The sequence below is a fragment of the Aggregatilinea sp. genome, assembly GCF_036822615.1.
Taxonomy (GTDB): domain Bacteria; phylum Chloroflexota; class Anaerolineae; order Aggregatilineales; family Aggregatilineaceae; genus Aggregatilinea.
Window position 1 is genome coordinate 32794 of record NZ_DAISHJ010000026.1, and the last position, 21403, is coordinate 54196.

The 21403-nt window shown below is 63.3% G+C and carries 18 protein-coding genes; 12 read left to right on the forward strand and 6 right to left on the reverse strand.

The annotated features are described in order from the left end of the window. Positions 1-231 precede the first annotated feature (231 nt). The 3 genes from V7116_RS10410 to V7116_RS10420 all read left to right on the forward strand — a co-directional run bounded on the left by V7116_RS10410 (position 232) and on the right by V7116_RS10420 (position 4797). The gene (locus V7116_RS10410; RefSeq protein ID WP_324391856.1) at positions 232-909 is read left to right on the forward strand and encodes a response regulator transcription factor; all 678 of its coding nucleotides are present in this window, start codon (positions 232-234) and stop codon (positions 907-909) included. Positions 910-1103: 194 nt separating this feature from the next. Beyond that, positions 1104-2552 carry a sensor histidine kinase gene (locus V7116_RS10415; RefSeq protein WP_324391857.1) on the forward strand — a complete coding sequence of 483 codons (1449 nt, stop codon included), beginning with the start codon at positions 1104-1106 and terminating at the stop codon, positions 2550-2552. Between the two features lie 295 nt (positions 2553-2847). Beyond that, entirely contained in the window at positions 2848-4797 is a 1950-nt protein-coding gene (locus tag V7116_RS10420) for a PDZ domain-containing protein (RefSeq protein WP_324391858.1), read from the forward strand. 180 nt (positions 4798-4977) lie between these two features. Here the strand turns inward: V7116_RS10420 and V7116_RS10425 are convergent, their stop codons facing one another. Both V7116_RS10425 and V7116_RS10430 read right to left on the reverse strand, forming a co-directional pair. Beyond that, positions 4978-7077: an MFS transporter gene (locus V7116_RS10425; protein WP_324391859.1), complete on the reverse strand. Its 2100-nt coding sequence runs from the start codon at positions 7075-7077 to the stop codon at positions 4978-4980. Between the two features lie 239 nt (positions 7078-7316). Then, entirely contained in the window at positions 7317-8045 is a 729-nt protein-coding gene (locus V7116_RS10430; protein ID WP_324391860.1) for a superoxide dismutase family protein, read from the reverse strand. Positions 8046-8301: 256 nt separating this feature from the next. On the opposite strand from V7116_RS10430, the gene V7116_RS10435 reads away from it, so the two are divergent. Beyond that, positions 8302-9024 (forward strand): SDR family oxidoreductase, encoded by a 723-nt coding sequence (locus V7116_RS10435; RefSeq protein ID WP_324391861.1) that lies wholly within the window; start codon positions 8302-8304, stop codon positions 9022-9024. Between the two features lie 75 nt (positions 9025-9099). Here the strand turns inward: V7116_RS10435 and V7116_RS10440 are convergent, their stop codons facing one another. After that, on the reverse strand, positions 9100-9555 hold the full coding sequence (locus V7116_RS10440; RefSeq protein WP_324391862.1) for a BON domain-containing protein: 456 nt from the start codon (positions 9553-9555) through the stop codon (positions 9100-9102). Between the two features lie 272 nt (positions 9556-9827). Between V7116_RS10440 and V7116_RS10445 the strand changes: the two genes are divergently transcribed. From V7116_RS10445 to V7116_RS10455, 3 genes are all read left to right on the forward strand, one after another. Further along, positions 9828-11378 carry a glycosyltransferase family 39 protein gene (locus V7116_RS10445; RefSeq protein WP_324391863.1) on the forward strand — a complete coding sequence of 517 codons (1551 nt, stop codon included), beginning with the start codon at positions 9828-9830 and terminating at the stop codon, positions 11376-11378. A 99-nt stretch (positions 11379-11477) separates the two neighbouring features. Next, positions 11478-12152: a bifunctional 4-hydroxy-2-oxoglutarate aldolase/2-dehydro-3-deoxy-phosphogluconate aldolase gene (locus V7116_RS10450; protein WP_324391864.1), complete on the forward strand. Its 675-nt coding sequence runs from the start codon at positions 11478-11480 to the stop codon at positions 12150-12152. Between the two features lie 250 nt (positions 12153-12402). Then, on the forward strand, positions 12403-13062 hold the full coding sequence (locus V7116_RS10455) for a PRC-barrel domain-containing protein (protein ID WP_324391865.1): 660 nt from the start codon (positions 12403-12405) through the stop codon (positions 13060-13062). Between the two features lie 87 nt (positions 13063-13149). Here V7116_RS10455 and V7116_RS10460 read toward each other — a convergent pair whose 3' ends face one another. The 3 genes from V7116_RS10460 to V7116_RS10470 all read right to left on the reverse strand — a co-directional run bounded on the left by V7116_RS10460 (position 13150) and on the right by V7116_RS10470 (position 18592). Further along, positions 13150-16680, reverse strand: a complete 3531-nt coding sequence (locus V7116_RS10460) for a GAF domain-containing protein (RefSeq protein WP_324391866.1) — start codon at positions 16678-16680, stop codon at positions 13150-13152. Positions 16681-17287: 607 nt separating this feature from the next. Beyond that, positions 17288-18115 (reverse strand): hypothetical protein, encoded by an 828-nt coding sequence (locus tag V7116_RS10465; protein WP_324391867.1) that lies wholly within the window; start codon positions 18113-18115, stop codon positions 17288-17290. A 192-nt stretch (positions 18116-18307) separates the two neighbouring features. After that, the gene (locus V7116_RS10470) at positions 18308-18592 is read right to left on the reverse strand and encodes a hypothetical protein (RefSeq protein WP_324391868.1); all 285 of its coding nucleotides are present in this window, start codon (positions 18590-18592) and stop codon (positions 18308-18310) included. 182 nt (positions 18593-18774) lie between these two features. On the opposite strand from V7116_RS10470, the gene V7116_RS10475 reads away from it, so the two are divergent. The 5 genes from V7116_RS10475 to V7116_RS10495 form a co-directional block, all read left to right on the forward strand. After that, positions 18775-19311: a hypothetical protein gene (locus V7116_RS10475; protein WP_324391869.1), complete on the forward strand. Its 537-nt coding sequence runs from the start codon at positions 18775-18777 to the stop codon at positions 19309-19311. Next, on the forward strand, positions 19281-19763 hold the full coding sequence (locus V7116_RS10480; protein WP_324391870.1) for a hypothetical protein: 483 nt from the start codon (positions 19281-19283) through the stop codon (positions 19761-19763). Before V7116_RS10475 ends, V7116_RS10480 begins: the two co-directional genes overlap by 31 nt. After that, positions 19760-20053 carry a hypothetical protein gene (locus tag V7116_RS10485; protein WP_324391871.1) on the forward strand — a complete coding sequence of 98 codons (294 nt, stop codon included), beginning with the start codon at positions 19760-19762 and terminating at the stop codon, positions 20051-20053. Before V7116_RS10480 ends, V7116_RS10485 begins: the two co-directional genes overlap by 4 nt. Next, positions 20050-20724 carry a hypothetical protein gene (locus V7116_RS10490; protein ID WP_324391872.1) on the forward strand — a complete coding sequence of 225 codons (675 nt, stop codon included), beginning with the start codon at positions 20050-20052 and terminating at the stop codon, positions 20722-20724. The genes V7116_RS10485 and V7116_RS10490 overlap by 4 nt, the downstream gene beginning before the upstream one ends. A gap of 102 nt (positions 20725-20826) precedes the next feature. Continuing rightward, the coding region (locus V7116_RS10495; protein ID WP_324391873.1) for a hypothetical protein at positions 20827-21403 on the forward strand (577 nt) is incomplete at its 3' end.

Genomic DNA, 21403 nt, shown 5'->3' on the forward strand with positions numbered 1-21403 from the left:
TGTAGGGGCGGGTTAGAAACCCGCCCGGTAGGGGCAATTCATGAATTGCCCCGACAAAACTCCGTTGGGCGCTGCTTGTCTCCCCTCTCCCATTGATTGGAGACGGGCCGCGGGTGAGGTCTGCCGTTGCTGTTGCGCTTGCTGACGACCACCCTCAGCCCCGACTATCTGAAACCGGGCGGAGTAAAGTACAATAAAGGTCGGTTTGTGGAGGCGAAAGGATTTGTCACGATGCCCGAACGCATCCTGGTCATTGAAGACGAAGCACGCATCGCGCAGTTCTTGAAGCGCGGCCTGATTTACGAAGGCTACCGCGTGGATGTGGCTTACGATGGCCCCAGCGGCCTGGAGATGGCGCGCGATATGCCGCCCGATCTGGTGATCCTGGACTGGATGCTGCCCGGTCTTGACGGCATCGAGGTCTGCCGCCGGTTGCGCGCGGCGGGCGACGTGCCGATCCTCATGCTGACCGCCAAGGAAGAAGTGCAGGATCGCGTTCAGGGGCTGGACGCGGGCGCGGACGATTATCTCGTGAAGCCTTTCTCCTTCGACGAGCTGATGGCGCGCATTCGCGCCCTGTTCCGGCGCAGTACCCCCTCGTCGCGCCCGGAAGTCCTCAAGTTCGGCGACCTGACGCTGGACACCGGCACGCATCGCGCGCAGCGCGGCACGCGCTTCATCGATCTGACTGCCAAAGAGTACGAGCTGTTGGAGCTGTTCATGCACAACCCGCGCCGCGTGCTCACCCGCGAGATGATCTTCGACCGCGTGTGGAGCTACGACTTCGGCGGCGAGAGCAACATCATCGAGGTGTACGTGCGCTATCTGCGCCAGAAGACGGAAGAAAACGGCGAATCGCGCCTGATCCATACCGTGCGCGGTGTGGGCTACGTGCTGCGCGAGGAGTAGCGCCCGGCGTTTGAGCAGCCGCCATCTGTCCCGCCGGGGTCAGCGGCGCGCCTCAAGGGAGCAGCGGGGCCGGATCGCGCCCGCGCTGCTGTGACGTGTAGCGAACTCTCATCACACGTTAACCTTCAAATGCTACAATTTTGCCGACATCAACCGCTGCCTGCCGGTGGCATCGAGTGGTTACTGACGGCCTTATGACGATTCGCACGCGCCTTACATTTCTCTACTCCAGCTTGCTGGCAATCGTCATCCTCATGTTTAGTACCGCAACGTCCGGCATTTTGAACTGGACCCTGCGGAACCAGGTGGATGAGAGCCTCTATAAAGCGCTGGGTGATATGCAGACCAGCGCGCTCACCAGCAGCTCCCAAAACGGCAACAGTTGGATGGCCTGGAAGTTCAACAACCTGCTGTCGTCGGGCGTGTTCGTGCAGATCTGGAGCCACGACGAGCAGTCGCAAGAGCCGTACCTGTATGAAACCTCCCTGAGCATGGGCAACGATCTCGCGCTCGATCCCGCCGTGCTGACCAGCAACGATCCCGTCTACAGCGACGTTTACGTGCGCGGCGCGCATCTGCGCGTGGCGGCCTCGCCGCTGCGCATCGGCGGCGACCTGTACGGCTATATCCAGGTGGCGACCTCGCTGCGCACGGTGGACGCGGCTATCGACCGCCTGCTGAAGATCATGCTCATCAGCGGCGCGTTCACGCTGCTGGCGTCGCTGCTGCTCGGTGATCTGCTGGCGCGGCGCGCGCTCAAACCGATCGAGACGATCGGAGAAACCGCCCGCCAGATCACCGCCGCCGACGACCTGGGCCGCCGCATCCCCAACCACGGCCCCCAGGACGAAATTGGCCGCCTCGCCACTACCTTCAACCAGACGCTAGAGCGCCTCGAACAGCTTTTTAACGTGCAGCGCCGTTTCGTTGCGGACGTCTCGCACGAGATGCGCACGCCGCTGACCTCGATTCAGGGCAACCTGGACTTGATGCGCCGCATCGGCTACGACGAGGAGGCGATGGAGGCCATCGAGAGCGAGTCGCGGCGCATGACGCGGCTGGTGGACGATCTCCTGCTGTTGGCGAAGGCCGACGCCGGGCGGCTTCCGCTCGATCAGGGCGTGGTCGATCTCGATACGATGGTGCTGGAAGTCTATAACCAGGCGCAGATGCTGGCGCACGGCGTCGCGCTGCACCTGGGCGATCTCGATCAGGCGCAGGTTTTGGGTGACGCGGACCGGCTGAAGCAGCTTTTGCTGAATCTCGTCTCGAACGGCTTGAAATACACGCCCGAAGGTGGCTCCGTGACGATCTCGCTCGCCCGTGACGGCGACCGCGCGCTCGTGACCGTCTGCGATACGGGCATCGGCATCCCCGAAACGGATCTGCCGCACATCTTCGACCGCTTCTACCGCGTCGATAAGGCCCGTTCGCGCGCGCAGGGCGGGACCGGGCTGGGCCTGTCCATCGCCAAGTGGATCGCGGACGCGCACGGCGGCGATCTGGACGTGACCAGCCATGTGGGATCCGGCACGACCTTCACGCTGTGGCTGCCGCTGGTTCATCCGGTCGTGCCGGACGTCGAACCCGACGACAGTCCGGCGCGCAGGCGCACGCGCGTCCCCCGGTTCAGCCGTCCCTAGAGACTGTTATGCACTTTTCGAGGGAAAAAACTGGTTTCTCATACTCTCGTGAACCTGCGAACTGTAGGGGCGGGTTTCAAACCCGCCCGGTTTTCCCCCCTTCCCTCCGCTTGCGTGGGGGACGGGTATAGGGGATGGGGGACTATAAGTTCATAACATGCTCTGAGCCCCTGCAAAGCCCATTCCCAATTACGGTCTTGTAATTCACCCAAATCTTACCTGCCCGTTACACATCGTTTACATTTTTTGTTAAGACTTACATAGGAAAGATGGTCAATTCTCGGAGGAAAAAACTGTGCGTACTGGAAGTTTGATAGCAAGAACGACAATCATTGTCACAGCGGCGCTCGCGTTGATGGTTGGCGCGCTGGGACTATCGGGATCGGTGAACGCGGCTGAGCAGACGCCTGTCACGATGTCGGCGCAGCAAACCGGCAGCGCGTGGCTTGGCGTCGGGGTGCAGGACTCGCCCGATGGTGTGCTCGTGATGGAAGTTGCTAATGGCTCGCCCGCCGATGAAGCCGGTGTGCGGGTGGGTGACGTCATCACCATGATCGATGACACCGAGATCGACAGCGTGGATACGCTGCTGTCGGTGCTGGCGGACTACGCGCCCGGTGACGAGATCACCCTGACCACGACCTACCACGATGTCGAGAGCGAGCACGCAGTCACGCTGACAGAGCGTCCTGCTGATCTTGAGACGCAGCCCACCACGCCCAACCAGCCGGATCAGGGCTTTCAGTTTGGCGCGCTGGACTTCCTGGGCCTGAACCTCACCGCGCAAGCGGACGGCTTGCACGTCAACTCGATCGCAGCCGATTCACCGCTGGCGGATTCCGGCCTGCAAGAAGGCGATGTGATCACCAGCATCGGCGGTCTGTCGGTGAGCGAGATCAGCAGCCCGCGCGACGTGATCCAGATGCTCATGCAGGGCGGTACGCTGGAAGTCGTCGTCGAGCGCGACGGCGCGGAACAGACGCTTGAGATCGCGCTGCCCGGCCTGGGCGATATCGAAGTCCCCGACATGGACTTTGACTTCGACTTCGACATACACGGCATGATGGGCGACATGGGTCAGTACCTGCACGGGATGCTCGGCGTCGAGGTAACCCGGACGGATGAGGGCCTGGAACTGACCGCGCTGGACGCCAACTCGCCGCTGGCCGACCTCGGCTTCGCGGAAGGTGACGTGATCACGGCGGTCAATGGCACGGCCCTGTCCGACCTGAACCTGGAAGCCGCCCACTCGATCTTCAGCGCTGTGCAGGACGGCGAAACGGTGACCGTGACCGTGCTGCGTGACGGCGAAGAACAGACCATCGACATCGACCTGTCTAACCTCGATCTGCCCGACTTCCCCGGCCTGCACTTCGGTATGATGGGCGGCATGGGCGCGGCGATGCAGAATCGTCTGGGCGTTGAGGTGACCTGGACGGATGCCGGGCTGGAACTGACCACGCTGGACGCCGATTCGCCGCTGGTGGATCTCGGCTTCGCGGAAGGTGACGTGATCACGGCGGTCAACGGCACGGCCCTGACCGACATGGACCTCAGCGCGGTCGAGTCGATCGTCAGCGAACTCACGGACACCGAAACGCTGTCCGTGACGGTGGAGCGCGACGGCGCAGAACAGACTATCGACATCAACCTGTCCGATATCGACTTCTCACTCGGCCACATGATGCCGTTCATGGGCCACGGCATGATGGGCCAGGGCTACGGCTATGGCTACGGCATGATGCAGCCCCCGACGCAGCTTGGCGTGCAGTACCGCGTCCTGACCGCTGACGTCGCCGCTGAAGAGGGCCTGGACCTCGAAGAAGGCGCGCTGATCGAGCAGGTGTATGCGGATACTCCCGCTGCCAACGCGGGCCTGCAAGAAGGTGACGTGGTGACGGCGGTCGATGGCGAGGACGTGGACGCCGAGCATACCCTCAGCGACCGCCTGAGCGCCTACGAAGAGGGCGATACGGTGACGCTGACCGTCGTGCGCGATGGCGAGTCGCAGTCGATCGATGTGACGCTGGGCGCGCGCTCGAACGGCATGCGCTTCGAGTTCCGCAGCGACTTCGGTCGCCAGAACGGCGGTCCGTCGTTCCAGATGCCGGGCCGCGGGAACCAGAACCAGGGTCCGAACATGGGCAGTCGCCAGAACCAGCCGAACACGCCTTCAAACTCTGACAGCAACGAGGAACCGGCTCAGCCCGCGAACTCCACCGCAAGCAGCGGCCAGTCGGCCTGACCCGCCCGTTTGACCTGACGCAGTTTGTAGGGGCGTATCGCCAACGCGGTACGCCCCTTATGTTTTGCGCTCCGGAAAACCAGGGCGGGTTACAAACCCGCCCCTACAAAACTCCATTGGGCGCTGTTTGTCTCCCCTCTCCAATCCAATTGGAGAAGGACCGGGGGTGAGGTCTGCTTTTTACCCCGCGGGCGACTCCGTGCCGCCCTTGACCGCGCCGCTGTTGAACAGCGCCTCGTCTTCGGCCCTGGCGATCGCGCGCCCTTCCTCGACGTTCACGCGCGTGAGCAGCAGCCCGCCAATGATGAACAGGATGATCAGGCTGAGCACAGCGGGGCGGCTGTTGCCGAACACCGCGATCACCGCCGCGAAGATGATCGGCCCGATGATGCCCGCGAACTTCTCCATCACGCTGAAGAAGCCGAAAAACTCGCCGCTCTTGGCGCGCGGACTCATGCTGGCGTACAGGCTGCGGCTGAGCGCCTGGCTGCCGCCCTGCACGATGGCGACCATCCACGCCAGCAGCCAGAATTCGAGCACCGAGTCGATGAAGTAGCCCCAGATAGCGATCACGCTGTAGATCCCGATCGACAGCAGCACCGAGCGCTTCGTGTTGAGCGTATCGGCCAGCGCGACGACCCATCGCTTGCCCACGGTCCACGACAGCGCCAGCCCGCCCAGCTCGATCGCGGCCAGCAGCCCCAGAATCAGCCCCAGGTTGGATTCGCGCGGCGGCGGCAGGATTTCCGCGCGCCCCACATCGATGCGCGTGCCGTCGGCATCGTTGTCGGTCGCGCCCGTGTTCACCACCAGCAGCGTATGCTCGCCCGCGTCTTCCGCGTCGATCGTCAGCGCGTTGTTCCAGCGCACTGTGCGCCGGTACGCGTTCACCTCGCCCACGGCCAGATCGTCGTCGTCCGAGTCGAAGTCGTACGGTTCCCCGTCGAGGTAGGCGCGGAAGATGCCGCGATCCGGCCCTTCCGAATACAGCAGCTTCACCGACGTGCCGTGATAGGCGATCTGGTACGCCGTGCCCGGCTCCATGGCCGACAGGTATGTGAGCGCTTCGTCGTCAAATTCCGCGTCCGGCTCGAAGGTGGCCTGCCAGTCCGCGCCCGACGCCTCGAAAACGGGCGCGCCCTCGCCGGAGGTGAACGTCACGGTGCCGCGCGTCACGATGGTCTCGTCCGCGGGGCTGTACTCGCCTGTGCCCGGCACGGCTCCCACCGCCGCGTAATCGGGCAGCGACGCGCCCGTCAGGTCCTCGCTCAGCACGGCGCGGCCCACCAGCCCTACGGCGGGCAGCATGATCAGGTTCCACAGGATGAACGCCAGGAAGAACGCGCGGTTGCGCTCCGTTTTGTATGGGATGCGCCCGAAGACGAAGCTGAACGGGATGCCCACGAACTGGACCAGCAGCAGCGCCGCGACCAGTTCCAGCGTGCCGAAGCCCAGTTCCGCGCCGTAAATGACGGCGATGCCGATGATCGTGCCGATGCCGTCGTTGTAGATCAGGAAGGAGACCAGGAACTTAAACAGCTCGCGGTACTGGCGCAGGTCGCGGAAGGTGTGCCCCAGGCGGGTGAAGCTGGCCCGGATCACGCTTTCACCCGGTCCCAGCGCGGCAGTTGCGGCGGGCGGTTCCGACACGGTCACGAACAGCGGAATCGAAAATACCGCCCACCAGATCGCCACGCTGACGAACGACCAGCGCGCGCCCCATTCGGCCCCCAGGGTGAAGATCATCACGATGTTGATCGCCAGCAGCAGCCCGCCGCCCAGGTAGCCGATGGCGTAGCCCGTCGTGGACAGGCGGTCCACGTCGTCCGGCCTGGCGACGTGCGGCAGCAGCGCGTCGTAGAAGATCAGCGAGGCGGAAAAGCCGACGCGCCCGACCACAAACAGGATCGAGGCCAGCAGCCAGTCGCCCGTGCCGACCAGCACCAGCAGCCCGGTTCCGACGACGCCGATGCCCACGAACAGCGACAGGAACTTCTTCTTGCCGCGCACGATGTCCGACACGGTGCCGAGGATGGGCGAGAGGATGGCGACGATGAACAGCCCGATCGCCAGCGTGATGCTCCAATAGCCGGTCGCCGTCGCCTCGCTGGGCAGGTTCGCCCCGGCGACGGAGCTGTAATAGGCGGGCAGCACGGCGGCCAGTACGGTGGTGGCGAAGGCCGAGTTCGCCCAATCATACATGGCCCAGGCCCGCTTACGCCGCTGGTAGGTGGCGTCGTCGAGGCCCTCAAACGAATCGGTGAACACGGTGGCGGACATGCCTGCTCCTGGGTTGGGGGATCGAGTGGAAAACCGCTTCCAATCGTAGCACAAACGCCCCACACAGCGAACGATTCGCGGTTAAGGTTGTTTAATGTGAAATCGTGCGGGCGTTGGCTGTGATTAAAGGAATTTAACCCGGTGGGGCGGCGGGCAGCACGCGCAAAAACGCGCAAAAAAGAAGCGGCCCGATCGCCGGGCCGCCTCAATGTCATGCTTAAGCGGTACTGGTGCGCGGGTTAACCCGCCGGTTCGGTGGCTGCCGGTTCCACCATGGCTTCGGTTGCCATTGGCACGACCATCGCCTCGGTCGCCATTGGTTCGGCGGTCTCGCTCATCGCGGGCTCGGTGCCCTGCGGCTGGACAGGCTGCTCGGTCGGGATGTCGCCCTGCGCCACGACGCCGCACGCGATCCGGTCGCCGCTGTCGCCGCTGTTGGCCGTGCTCTCAAGAAGCTGCTCGCCTTCTTGCAGGTAGTCCGCCGGGATATTGGCGTAATTGTCCGGCCCGCTGTGCACGACGAGCGCCGAGCCGTCCGCGTCGAGCACGTCCGCGATCGTGAAGCGATCGGTGCGGAACGACATGGCGGCGGTGCCGTCCTGCATCACGAGCAGGGCGGGAAAGTCGCCTTCATGCGACGGATGCGCCGCGCCGGTCAGGTTCAGGTGCCCGCCCGCCGAGCCGAAGGGCGGATCGCCCGCCGGATCGCATTGGCCCGTTTCGTGCAGGTGGAACCCGTGGAAGCCGGGCGTCAGGTTCTGCACCTGGACGATCATGGCGATCGTGCCATATTCCTGCTCGTCGATGAAACGCACCGTGCCAACCGGGTTCCCGGCAGAGTCCGTCAACTGCGCCGATGCCGCGACCTGCATATCGCTCTGGGCGGTCACGCTGCCCGCGCCAAACCCCGTCAGGCTGGCGGCCAAAATCAGCGCGAGCGACAGCATCCACTTAGGATAGAAGTGCATCGCCGAATCCTCCTCTATAGAATTGTAGAGAATCTTGGTTGGGTGGAGCACTCGGGGCAGCTAACGCGTCCCACTTCAATACCAATACAACACGACCCTATCGGATTCCGTCTCCCCGAGTCTGACACCCACCCTCCACTTTACCGGATTCCACAGGGCCTGATATGAGGCAGGTGGCGGGTTTTGGATTGGACAGGTGGGTCATTTAGACTCGTACTACCGGCTGTGGAGCCGGACTGCGAACAGGAGGTTGGTCATGGGCAAGTTGGATGATCAGGTCGCGCTGGTGACGGGCGGCGGCACCGGGATCGGGCAGGGGATCGCCCTGGCGCTGGCCCGCGAAGGCGCTCAGGTCGTGATCTGCGGGCGGCGGCTGGGACCGCTGCAAAACACGGTCGCGCAGATCGAGTCCGAAGGCGGGCAGGCGCTGGCGATTCAGGCGACGGTGGCGGACGAGATGGACGTGGAGCGCCTGATCGAAGAGACGACCGAGGCGTTCGGCCCGGTGGATATCCTGGTGAACAACGCGGGCATCGGCGGCGGCGGTGCGATCCACAAGCACAGCATTCAGGACTGGGACCAGATCATGGGGATCAACCTGCGCGGCCCGTTCCTGATGGCGCGCGCCGTGCTGCCCTCTATGCGCGAGCGGCGGCGCGGGCACATCATCAACATCAGCTCCGAATCCGGCCTCGAATATTACCCTGGCAGCGGCGCGTACGGTGTGTCCAAGCACGCGCTGAACGCCCTCTCCGAGTACATCCAGCGCGAGAACCAGGATCTGAACATCCATGTGCACGTGATCTGCCCCGGCATGGTGATCTCCGAAATGTCCGAGGACGCGGTGGGTTTGAACAAGAACAAGTGCCTGCTGCCGGAGGATATTGCCGATCTGGTGCTGTGGCTGGTCACGCGGCGCGACAACGTGAAGATCGGTCGCCCCGTGCTGATTCAGACGATGGAAAATCCGTGGGAGTAGCGGTCTAAAAATAGAAAAGGCTGGCGGAGCGATGAAAACCCCGCCAGCCGTTAAGTCTAAGTAGAATAAACCGCGTTAAGCGTTTTTGCCCTCGACGTTCAGGGCATTGTGCACCTTGCGAACGCCCGTAATGTGCTGGATCGCCTGCCCGGCGTGGACCTTGATCGGATCGCTGCGGACGCTGCCGCGCAGGATCACCTGGCCGTTGTCCACGGCCACGTGGATCTTGTCGCCGTCCAGCCGGTCGTCGCGCACGAACAGTTCCATCACATCTTCGAGGATGCGCGCGTCGTCGCGCCGGTCGGTGGAAGGGGCAAACTCCATCGGGTCTTCGACGCGAGCCGTTTCGAGCGCGCCTGTGTCGCCGCCTTCCGTCTGCTCGTACGACTGTGCGTAATACTCACGGTCGCGCGTGCTCACCTTGCGCGGATCGTAATCGCCGCCGCTGTACTTGTAGCCAGGACCATATTCTTCCTGGTAATCGTCGTCGTGCTCGTCGTGATCGTCCCCTTTAGGGTGATATTCGGACATTGTGTCCTCCACGAATCTGTCATGTCTGTCATTTGCTGATATGCCTCCACTTTAGCCCATCCACGTCGCCGCGAAATGAGGCACGTGGCGCATTTTGGAAGCAGCCACATGGCACGGGTGCGCCTGGGCCACCCTGCCACCTATCGCCGCCGGAACCTTTTGCGCCCAACACCGTACCATCTAACAGCGCAATCAGTTAAAATGGGGACGGGCTTTTTTGGAGCATCAGGGATTCACACACCCACACATCCCCCTTCAAGGAAGGAACCTTTATGCCTCCGGCAACTTCACAGGCTGACGCTGTCGCTGCGCGCACGGCGTCCCCGCTGTTCGTCGATCACGCGGTGATCCGGCCCAGCGCGATGGCGACATCGCGCTATTGGGCGGCGGTCGTGGTTATTCTGTTGGTGGGCCTCGCTTTCCGCGCGTGGAACCTGGGCGGCGCGGACTTCTGGACGGACGAGGTGCTCACCTCGCTGCGTGCCAATGTGCCGCTCGACGAAGCGATCGATTCGATCCTCGGCGCGGGCAACCAGGCGCCCATTTATTACATGATGATGCAGGTGCTGCCGCACAGCTCGGACGTGCTGCTGCGGCTGCCCGCCATGATCCTGGGCGTGGTGAACATCGCCCTGCTGATGTTCATGATCACGCGCCTGTACGGCGATCGCCTGCTGGCGTTGGAGGTCGGCGCGCTGCTGGCGGTCAACCCGCTGCACGTGATCCTCTCGCGCACGGCGCGCTTTTATACGCTGCTGTTCGTGTTCAGCATGTTGTTCACCTACCTGTTCATCCTGCTGCTGCGCGGCCAGCGCACGCGCCGGGTGTGGATCGCGTTCTGGCTGTGCAGCATGTTTGCCTACATGACGCACTATTCCTCGCTGGCGCTGCCCGCCGCGCAGGGCCTGCTGCTGGTCGTGCTGTGGCGGCGCACGCGCGAGATGTGGATTCCGTGGGGCATCGCGCAGGCGGCGGCGGTCGCCCCGGCGCTGCTGTGGATGCTGGTGGCAACCGGCGAATACGAGCCGGTCGGCTACGTGGGTATGGCGCACCCGCCCGTGATCAGCGACCTGCCGATCACGCTGCTGAACCTGCTCGAAGGCTTCGACGGGAGCTGGTCCTGGTGGGTCGTGCCGGGCGTAGTGCTGGGCACGATCGGCATCGCGGCGGGCGTGGTCGCGCTGGTGCGGACGTGGCGGCCCCAGCCGGATCGCCTGTACTGGATCACGTCGAGCGTCGTGCCCGTGCTGGCGCTGTTCATCATGGGCATCACCGTGTACAGCAAGTACAAGGACCGCTACATGCTGCTGCTTGGCCCGTCGGTAATGCTGCTGTTCGTGGTCGGCTGGCGGTGGATTGCGCCGCGCTGGAGCCGGGCAGCGGTCGCGGTGGTCGTGCTGACGGGCGCGCTGCTGTCGGTCCAGTTGTTCACCAGCGGCAGCTACCAGCGCACCGACTGGAGCGACGCGGGGCGGTTCATGGACGAGCACTTCGCGCCGGGAGACCGCGTGCTGTTCGCGCGCACGACGACGCTGGACGCGTTCGAGCATTCGTATAAGGGCAGCGAGGACGTGCTGGACGGCGCGTTCCTGCTGACCGAAACGCCCGATACGGAAGCGGTCGAGCGCAGCGCGCCGCGGATCTGGGTGATCTACCGCGACCAGTGGGAGGACTTCCACCGGCAGGGCTGGGTGCGCGACTTCGATCCGCTGCGGCGCGGTCTGTCGGACATGTCGAACTGGCTGGTGGACCGGCAGGATCGCATCGTGGGCCAGACGTCGTTCGACGGGATCGTGATTTACGAGATGGCCCCGCTCGACTGACGGCGGGTGGCTCCAAACGGCGGATTCGGGTATGGTTTGGGCCAGATGAGTCGCGGCGCGCGGCGTCTGGCCCTTTTATGAAAACAGGAGATTGTTACCGTGGCACGCTTCGATCGATTGACCGTCCTCAATACCGTGATTGCGGGGGGCATGGTCCCGCTCTTTTACAACGCCGATGCCGACACCGCCCAGCACATCGCTGCCGCGCTCTACGACGGCGGGGCGCGCGTGTTGGAGTTCACCAACCGGGGTGATTTCGCCATCGAGGTGTTTTCGGCGCTGGTCAAGCACTGCGCGCAGGCGCAGCCTGGCCTGATCATCGGCGTCGGCTCGGTGGACGACGCGCCCACGGCGGCGCTTTACATGGCCCACGGCGCGAACTTCGTGGTCGGCCCCACCTTCAACGAAGACGTTGCGCGGGTCTGCAACCGGCACAAGGTCGCTTACATGCCCGGCTGCGGGACCGTGAGCGAGATCGCGCGGGCGGAGGAGTGGGGCGTTGAGATCGTGAAGGTGTTCCCCGGCACGGCGGTGGGCGGCCCCGGCTTCGTGAAGGATATGCTCGGCCCGCGCCCGTGGACGCGCATCATGCCGACGGGCGGCGTCACCACGGAGGAGGAGAATCTGCGCGGGTGGTTCAACGCGGGCGTGACCTGCGTGGGCATGGGCAGCAACCTCGTCAAAAAGGACTGGGTCAAGGCCGGGAACTTCGCCGCGATCGAAGACGCGACGCGCGCCACGCTCGCGCTGATCGCCGGTCTGCGCGGCGCATAACCGCGTTTCAGTCTGGCTTCAATCTGGCACTGATCGGGGCCGGGGCAGGCAAGCTCTGGCCCTTTTCGTTCCCTCGCCGTTCCCCTATGAGCCAGATGACCTATCTACCTCTCCTATGTCCAAATGCGCCACTCTCCTGATGTGACGGCGCCGCAGACGTCCTATCCTTATGAGTGTGACGTGTACCCTGCATGGATCGGCCCAGTTTTCGCCGGGCCGCGTCTGTGATGCAGTTAAAGGAGTAGTCGAGATGGAATTCAAGGATGGAACTGAAGTCAAGACGGCGGCTGGCGATAAGGTCGGCAGCATCGACCGGGTTGTGCTCGATCCCAAGACGAACGAAGTGACGCACGTCGTGGTGCGCAAGGGCTTTTTGCTGCCGGAAGATAAGGTCGTGCGCATCGAAGACATCGCCTCCTCGACCGAGGACACGGTGACGCTGCGCAGCGACATCAAAAATCTGGACGATCTGCCGCCTTACGAGGAACGGTATTATGTGCCGTGGGAAGATGTCGAAGACCGGCAGGCGCTCGGTGAAGGCCGGCCCGCGCCCTATTACTGGTATCCGCCCGCGGGGGCGGCGTGGTGGGGCACGCCCGGCTACGCCGGAAATTACGGCTACGCGCCGTACCTGACCCCGGTCGAAGTGGTGCACAATATCCCCGCTGGCACGGTCGCGCTGGAAGAAGGCGCGAAGGTCCTCAGCAGCGACGGGGAGCATGTGGGTGATGTCGAGCGCCTGTTCGTGGGCGAAAACGACCGCATCAGCCACTTCGTGATCTCCGAGGGCCTGATCTTCAAGACCAAGAAGCTGGTCCCGACGTCGTGGGTGACCACCGTGACCGAAGACAAGGTTCACCTCTCGGTCAGCTCGAAGGTGCTGGATCAACTGGACGAGTTCAAGGAATAGGATCGCGGTCTTCGCAGACGGAAAAACCAACGCGGGCGATGCTGATGCACCGCCCGCGTTGTTGCGTGCAGCACACGTCGCGGGGAATCAGTTCAGCGGCAGGTGGATGGTGAAGGTGCTACCTTTGCCCGGCTCGCTTTGCAGTTCCATACGCCCGCCGTGCAGCTCGATCAGTTCTTTGCAGATCGACAGCCCCAGCCCGGTCCCGTGGGCCATCAGCGCGGCCTGATCGGCGCGGTAGAAGCGGTCGAAGACGTACAACTGATCTTCCGGCGGGATGCCGATCCCGGTATCGGAGATACTGAGGTGCGCTTCGTGGCTGCTCCGCGCCAGCCGCACCACGATTTCGCCGCCCGGACGCGTGTATTTGATGGCGTTGCTCATCAGGTTGCGGAAGACGCGCTCGATCTGGTCGATGTCGGCGTTGACCTCGAAGGCGCTGCCGCACCCTTCCAGCTCCACCCGGAGCTGCTTCTGCTGGATCTCGCTGCGCAGCGCGGCGGTCAGCATCCGGCAGCGTGCCGCCAGATCGAACCGCTGCTTGTTCGGGTGCTCGCGGTGCGCGTCCAGTCTGGACACGCCCAGGATGTCTTCGATCAGGTCGCGCAGGACGTGCGACTGCTCCTGGATCTGCTGGAGCATCTCGCGCCGTTCCGCGTCGGTGAGACGGTCGTAGTAGGCCAGCAGCGTGCCGATCTCCAGCACGACCGTCGACAGCGGCGTGCGCATCTCGTGCGAGACGGTGGACACGAACTGGTTTTTGAGTTCCTCCAGGTCGCGGTAATAGGTGACGTCGTGCATGCCGATCACCGTGCCCAGGAACTGCCCGGTGTCGTCGCGGACTTCCGCGATGTGCGAGCGCACGGCCCGGCGCGGCACACGGCGGTAGATCGGGCAGGTGCGCTCGATCGCGCCGAAGGGCTGGTTGGGCACGAACAGCCAGCACGGCATGGATTTGTCGTCGGAATAATTGGGGCACTGCCGGACTTCGCATTCGTACACGGCCTCGTGCACTTCTTCGCCGTTGAGGCCGCCCGCAGGCATGATGAACTCGATCGAGGGCGGCAGATCGCCATTTTTCGCCTCGCCACGGAGCCACTGCCACAGAATGCTGCTGACGTGCCTGGGACCGCCCAAACTGGGCGGGTAAAACTCGAACAGGGCTTCCGCCGCCGGGTTCATCAGCAGCAGCTCGCCGCTGTGATCGAACACCAGCAGGCCGTCCGCCACGTTGTGCAGAATCGCACGGATTTGCGCCTCGCCGCGCACGGCGGCCTGATAGGATCGGGCGTTCGATACGGCGATGCCGATCTGCCGCGCGATGGCGTCGAACATGCGCAGCTCGCCTTCCTGCCACGGCAGCGCATCTTCGTGCACGACCGACAGCACACCCTGGATCTGGCTGCGCTGCCAGAAGGGGATGCTCAGCGCGTCAGGCTCCGGCCCGTCTATCGCCGGAACGGGCGCGTCGGGCTGCGCGTCGGGCCGGGGCAGCGCCTCGACCCACCCGGCATAGCGCGCGCCGGTGGGGATGCCCGTCGCGTCCAGCAGGGCGTCGCGGGGCAGGCCGTCGTATGCGACCAGATCGAGCGAGGTTTGCTCCTCGTTGATGAGGTACAGGCCCGCGCCGCGCACCGGCATGTTGTCGAGGATGATCTGGATCACGCTGTTGAGCATCTGGCCGATGTCGAGCGTGCGGCTCAGTTTTTCGATCGCCGCGTTGCGCATGCTGAGATCGAGCGTGCGCTGCGCGACGCGCTGTTCCAGCTCGGCGGAATAGCGCCGGATCTGGTCGTAAAGCTGCGCGTTTTCGCTGGCGATGGCAACCTGATTGGCGAAGGCTTGCAGCCGCTCGGCATGGACCGGCGTGAAAAAGCACGGCGTGCGGCTGTCCAGGCCGAGGAAGCCGATCACGCGGTTTTGCGTCAGGATCGGGACCGCGACGTACGAGCGGATATACGACGTCTCAGGGAGGCGGACCCACTCCGATTCTTCCGCCGTGTCGGGGATCAACAGCGGCTGCCGCGTTTCGATCATGCTGCGGAACGGCGACAGCGAGATCGGGAAGCGGACCGTTTCGAACGGCTTCAGGTCATCGTCGGGATAACCGCGCCAATACGCCAGCCGCACCTCATCCCCTTCGATCAGCATGATGGTGGCCGCATCGTGCGGCGCGACGCGCCCCACGCTGTCCAGGATGCGCTTCATCACTTCGTCCAGGTCGAGCGTGCTGCTCAGCGCCGCCGCCGTGCTGGTCAGCGCTTCGGCCAGCGCGCGCTGCTCGCGCTCGGCGTCCTCGGCCAGCTTGCGCTCGGTGACGTCCTGCGCGATGCCTTCCACCGCGACGAGTTCCCCCTGCTCGTCATAAATGGGGACCTGCCGCATTTCCAGCCAGACCGGGCGACCGTCCTGGGCCTCCACCTGCACGATATCCACCGTTCCCGCGGGCGTCATGGGCGGGTGCAGCACGGCGGCCATCTGGTTCGGGAGGTGTTCGTACAGGACTTCGGCGGGATAGCCCAGGATCTTGCTGGCAACCGGGCTGATGTAGTCCAGCTCGCGGTGGGGCTGGATCTGGTAGCGGAAGATGATGTCCGGCGACTGCTCGATCAGGCGGCGGAAGCGCTCTTCGCTTTCGCGCAGGGCCAGCTCGGCCCGCTGGCGCTCGGCACGCTCGCGCAGCGCGATGACACGCTGGGCGATCTCGATCGACAGTTCTTCCAGCAGGGCGATTTCCTGGTCGTTGAACGCGTCCGGTTCTTCGGCGTAGACGGTCAGCACCGCGAAGACACGCCTGCCATCGGACAGCGGCAGCGACAACAGCGATTTGTACCCGTGGGTTTGCGCGTCGATCTGCCAGGGCTTGAAGGCCGGATCGTTCAGGACATCTTTACAGATGACCGTTTGCTGCGTGCGGATGGCGGTGCCCGCGGGGCCGCGCCCGCGCTCGCTGTCGCTCCAGGTCACGTTAAGCTGCGCGATGTAGGCATCTCCGTGGCCCGCCCACGCGACCAGCTCCACCGATTTATGCTCGTCGTCGCGGGCATACCCGACCCAGGCGAGCCTGTACCCGCCGGTACGTACCGCGAGGTGGCAGATCTGGTCCATCAGCTCGTATTCGTCCGACGAGCGCGCGACGGCCTGGTTGCCGCCCGCCAGCACGCGATAGGCGCGGTTGGCGCGGCGCAGCGCGTCTTCGGTGCGCTTGCGCTCGATGGCATAACGCAGCGAACGGAGCAGGCTTTCGACCTTGATCTTGCCCTTCACCAGATAGTCCTGCGCGCCGCGCGTGACGGCCTCAAGACCTACCTCGTCGTCGTCCAGGCCCGTCAGAACCAGCAGGGGGACGGTGGGCGCGATTTCGAGCAGCTTCGACATGCTGTCCAGCCCTTCGCTGTCGGGCAGGGACAGGTCGAGCAGCACGATATCCACATTCCCGCCTGCCAGCAGCGCCATGCCGCTGCTCACGCGGTTGGCGACGGTCAGGTTGAACACCTGGGACGTGTTGCGTTGCAAGTACGCACGGATGAGGGCCGCATCACCCGAGCTGTCTTCGATCAGCAAAACGTTGATTTGCTGATCGGGGGATGTGCCGTTGGAGTGACCGTGAAGATTCATAGAATCAGGCAAGCTGCCTCACTGAAATAACGCGTCATCGAAAAGGCCGGAAATGCGCTTCGGGGCGATCCCGCCGCGCCAAACGTTCGATATACAGAGCCGCCAGCGTGCGTGCCGGGCCGGGATGCTGCGATGTTCACCAGGGCGGTCGATGGGTGGGATGCGTAGCGCGCGGCCAACGAAACCGTGTCGGATGAAACCGGGCAGTGATGGCCCAAGGGCTGAGCGCGATCGCGCACCATATCCCGGCGCTGAAAGTGGGTGCCCTCGAACACAACGCTTAAGTTTCTTAGCACTGACCCTATAAGGGATGTTCAGCGTGCCTGGTAACAGTCCCGATCAATTCTTTCATATATCTTAGGAGTATAGCGCACAGGTAGCAATTTCCGAACGCTATAGTGCACCGAGGCGCTTGCTTGACCGAGAGAGTATGAAGTTGTTAAGGTGCGTGCGGCCCGCCTGGGTCCAGATCCAGGCGGGCCGTTTGCTTCGCTCTTCACTTTAGCACATTCGTTCTTAGCTGGGAACACCACTGGAAGTGGTTTTTAATGGTGACTGCTAATGTTCGCCAGTAATGGCATAGCTAGCGAGGTACTCGAAACTCGGGCTACGGCCATTCGGTCAACACGGTTTTCTGACCAGCTTCGAAATACTCACTGCCCAGACTGAACAGAATGCCGATATTCTCATCGAAGGGGAGGTACTGTTTATCGCGATACTCCGGCACGATGAAATTCGAGGGGTGAACGGCTATGTACAACTCGTCACCCGCATAGTCAGTGTACCGTAGATATCCATTGATGTTAGGTTCGACCGGGTTGTCCATATCGTCGAGCTTCAGGCCCCACAGCTCAAGTGCCAAGTCCCAGCCTTCGAAAGCTTTGTCGAACTGCTCTTGTGCACCAAGGGCAAAACCAGACGGCCAGATGGTAGAGATGAAATCATACGTTCCTTTCACTTCTACAAGCTGCCGTTCGTAATTGATGTAATTGACACCCTGTGAAGTCATTGCACCCAGCAAAGAGCCTTTCTCCAACAGTTGTGTCATTTGTGCATCGAAGATATCGCTAGTGTCTCTCGCCGGTGCTGGGGTACTTGATGGAATGGTGGTGATGGTTGGGACTGGGGTCCAGGTCGGTATAAGGGTCCGGGTAGGCGATATCGGAGTGAAAGTTTCGGTGACATTGGATGCAATGGCTGCCCCGGGTTGATCGTTATTTTCACCAAGGAGATCGAACGCAACCAGTAGGATTCCTCCGACGAGTACTGTGATAATGATGCCACCCAGTAGGCCAGCCAACATGAATGGGAAAGCTTGCCTCTTAGGCACAGCTGCGTTCAATTCGTTGATGCGAGTTACTAGTACTCGCACTGCCTCGCCCGGTTGCTTCTGCGCCCACAGTCGCTTGGCCTCAACCACTGCAGGATCTTCCATGTCACCCCTCCATACTATGCCGCTTTCACAGGTATCAGTAGCATAACATGGTGAAGCCCGCAGGCAACTTGCGCAACCTGAATTTTTCGTGAAGAGTGTTTGGTTGTTAAGGTGCGCGCACCTTCAAAGGCGCGTACAATGATGTGTGGCTGCCCGTGCCTTGGACACGAGCACGCCAGGAGCTGGTGGTGGTTAGACCGCCGCCAGCTCCATCAACTGCCCCGGCTCAACCTCAACAAAATATTCGAGCGGCGTCCGCTGTTTCTTTGAGCGCTTGTTGAAAAACTCGCAGATGCGGGCTGCCGTCGCGTAGTCTGGTCGCCGGAACTGAGCGCGGGCGTGTTTCATGAGCGTGCTGTAGGAGAGTTCGGTTTCCGCGGCGATTTGCTCATAAGTCACATCTTGCCCCAGCTCGGCGGACAGCTCCCGCTTCCACTGCTCCAGCCCGGTTTCATAGGTGCGGGACGGTTTCTTCATTCTCACCTTCCTTTCGTACACCATACTACACTTTGCCTATCCTGTTGTCAATATAATATGCACGATAGTGTTGACAATCTACACGGAAAGTACTAAGATGAGGCTATAAATAAAGCGAACGACCCACCGTAGCTTCCGAGGGCGCGGGTGGGCCGTTCATAGACAAAATGGAGGGTATCCACGTGTCTCCTTCGATTCTACCCCGCGGGCGTCGCCGTCGCCACCGCAGCCGTAAGGTTCACGGTCTGCCGCGACAGACGCGCCCCACCACGCTCGTCCCCAACGTGACTCCCGGTCGCTTCGCCTCCGGCCAGCTCGTTCGCGTGACCAACGATGATGGAGACTACTTCGCCGTAGTGTCCACCTCGAGCATCATCCCCGGCATGGGCGAGATGGTCCGCCTACGCGAGGTCACGCTGACACGCGGCGTCGAGATCGTCAGCGCTGACCGGGTGCACGCCCTCGATACAGCGGGCCTCGTCGAGGCCTGCATGCTCTACCTGGGCGCGCCGGATTCCTTGCGCGATGGCTTCACCCGCATGATCACATTCCACAACAACATCGTCGCCGCGGGACAGATGGAAGGCTGGCTGACGGTCGGTGTACCGGACACCCGGTACAGCGTCACGCTCTGGACCGATGGCACGCTCGTCCATGCACTTGAGCGCTACTCCTTCGCCGAACGTGCGTGGCCGGTCAAACAGGCGGTGGCCTCATGACCGCCGCCTTCCGCGACACGCAGTGTGGACCGGTCGTGATTGTCCAGCGCTTGCTGGACCGTCACGGCATCCCCGCCCAGGCCAATCACTGGACGGGCGACGAAGAGAGCGCGTCCTTCGCGCTCGACGCCGACACGCCCTTCGACGAGGCCTGCGCCCTGGCCAAGCAGTACCAGCCGGTGTTGGCCGCGCTGCCCGGTGTCACGGCTGTGACGCGTGTCTCCTTCGGACTGTTCTTCAAAGTGAACTGGGACGTCTACTACGTGAACGCGCTCACCGCGGTGCAGCGCACCGACGAGTGGACCGTCCTGGCCGCGGAGGCCGACTATGCTGCGCGCATCTTGGGTTTCCGGCATTCGGACTCGATCTACCTGGATCGCTGCATCCGCGCGCTGCCGCCCCGCTGGAAGCTGCGCAACCAGCCTTCTCTCCTTCAGGGGGTGGCCTCGTGACTGCCTCGCTCATCGGTATTCACTCCGAAAAGGCTGGTCCGGACCTTACGGGCCAGCCGATCAACAAGCCATGCAAGTACGAGTACCAGTGGGTGTACAGCATGATGCACGCCGAGCGGCGCTGGATGGCGCTGGGCGGGTGGACCCTGGTGGCCGCGAATCCGGCGACCGTCGGACACGACACATTGTGGAAGCGCCCGAAGGCGGACTGCCCGATACCGGCGAGCACATGCTCTAGCATGAATCGTATCGATGATGAGGCGGGGACCAGTCAGGTGGTGACCTCATGACATACGTCGATTGGAATTCTGCTCGCCTCGTGGACGCGTTCAACGCCGCGCCCCCCACCGATCCCCGTCACCGTGCGATCTTGCGTGAGCAGCATCTGGCTGATCAGCGCAATCGCCAGGAGATCCGGCTGCGCACCCAGCGCACCCATGCCGGCATGCCCTTCGAGTCCGCGCGCCGCCTCATGAGTCGCTCCGAGCGCCTGCAGGCGAAGATCACCCGCGACCCCGTCGGCAACAATCCGGTGATCAGCGACCCGCGCATCGCCGACGCGGTGCAGCGTGCGTCGTACTACTACAGCCGTCGCGCCTGGGCGCTCATCGATGACTTTGCGCGCTCGCGCATCCCGCCCTCCCGCGCCCTGGTCGTATGGGTCTCTGCCTCCGGCACGCCGCCCTCCGATCAACCACCATCGCCCGCCTGGGAACCCGGCGAGCCGCCCGTTCCTGAGGAGCGCGGTGTCTTCATCCTGGTTGCGGATCTGCGCGCGAAGGTGGCGCGCTATCGCCGGATCGGTGCGCACGGCACGTTCGACGTCGAGATTGCGTCGAACTGGGAAGCGCTGGAACTGGAGGCCCTGGCCGCGGTCGAGGCCGCCGGTGGCGCGTACTGGGCTGAAGATCACTACCCGTGTCCACCGGCGCTGGCTGCCCGGGCTCGTTTTGAGAGCTGACGAACGATCGGGGGCAGGGCGGTTACGGTCACCCTGCGCCCGATATTGCACCCACCGCGCTGTACCTTACGGGTAATCGAGCCTACGAAAGGATTCCCGCACATGGACTATCCGACTGAAGTTCTCCTTCTGCCCGCCCGGTGCGCGACGTCGCTCGCTGCGGTGACTGGAAATAAGTTGCCAGTCGAACCTCTATCCGGTCCATCTGGACTCGGCGAGCCGGCAGTCAGGTGCGCCGCCTGTGATGATGAGCTGGACGAGCCCGACATCCTGTGTGCGAGCTGCGCCGAAGAGATGGCCGATATCGCGCATGATGATCGTCTCGCCAAGCTGGAGCATGAGCTGGCGGCCACGAAACGCGAGCTGTACAACACGCAGCAGTTACTCGTCAATGCGCGCCGCGTCATCCTGGATCAGTCGCGCAAGATCCAGCGTCTGCTGCCCGCGAACCCCCCGGACCCCACTCCCGAAAGCGACGTTGTGCGCTTCATCACATTGAACCCGACCGACTCGCTGCTGCGCCTGGCGGGCCAGGCGCACGTCGAGAGCCTCGTCAAAGCCGGCTGGCAGATCCACTCGATGACGACCCTGCCCGGTGACGCTGGGGCTATCGTCGTCCTGCTGACCAATCCGGGCAAGGTGACCGCTGCACCGTCGCGCCCGGCCTTCGCGCCGCGCC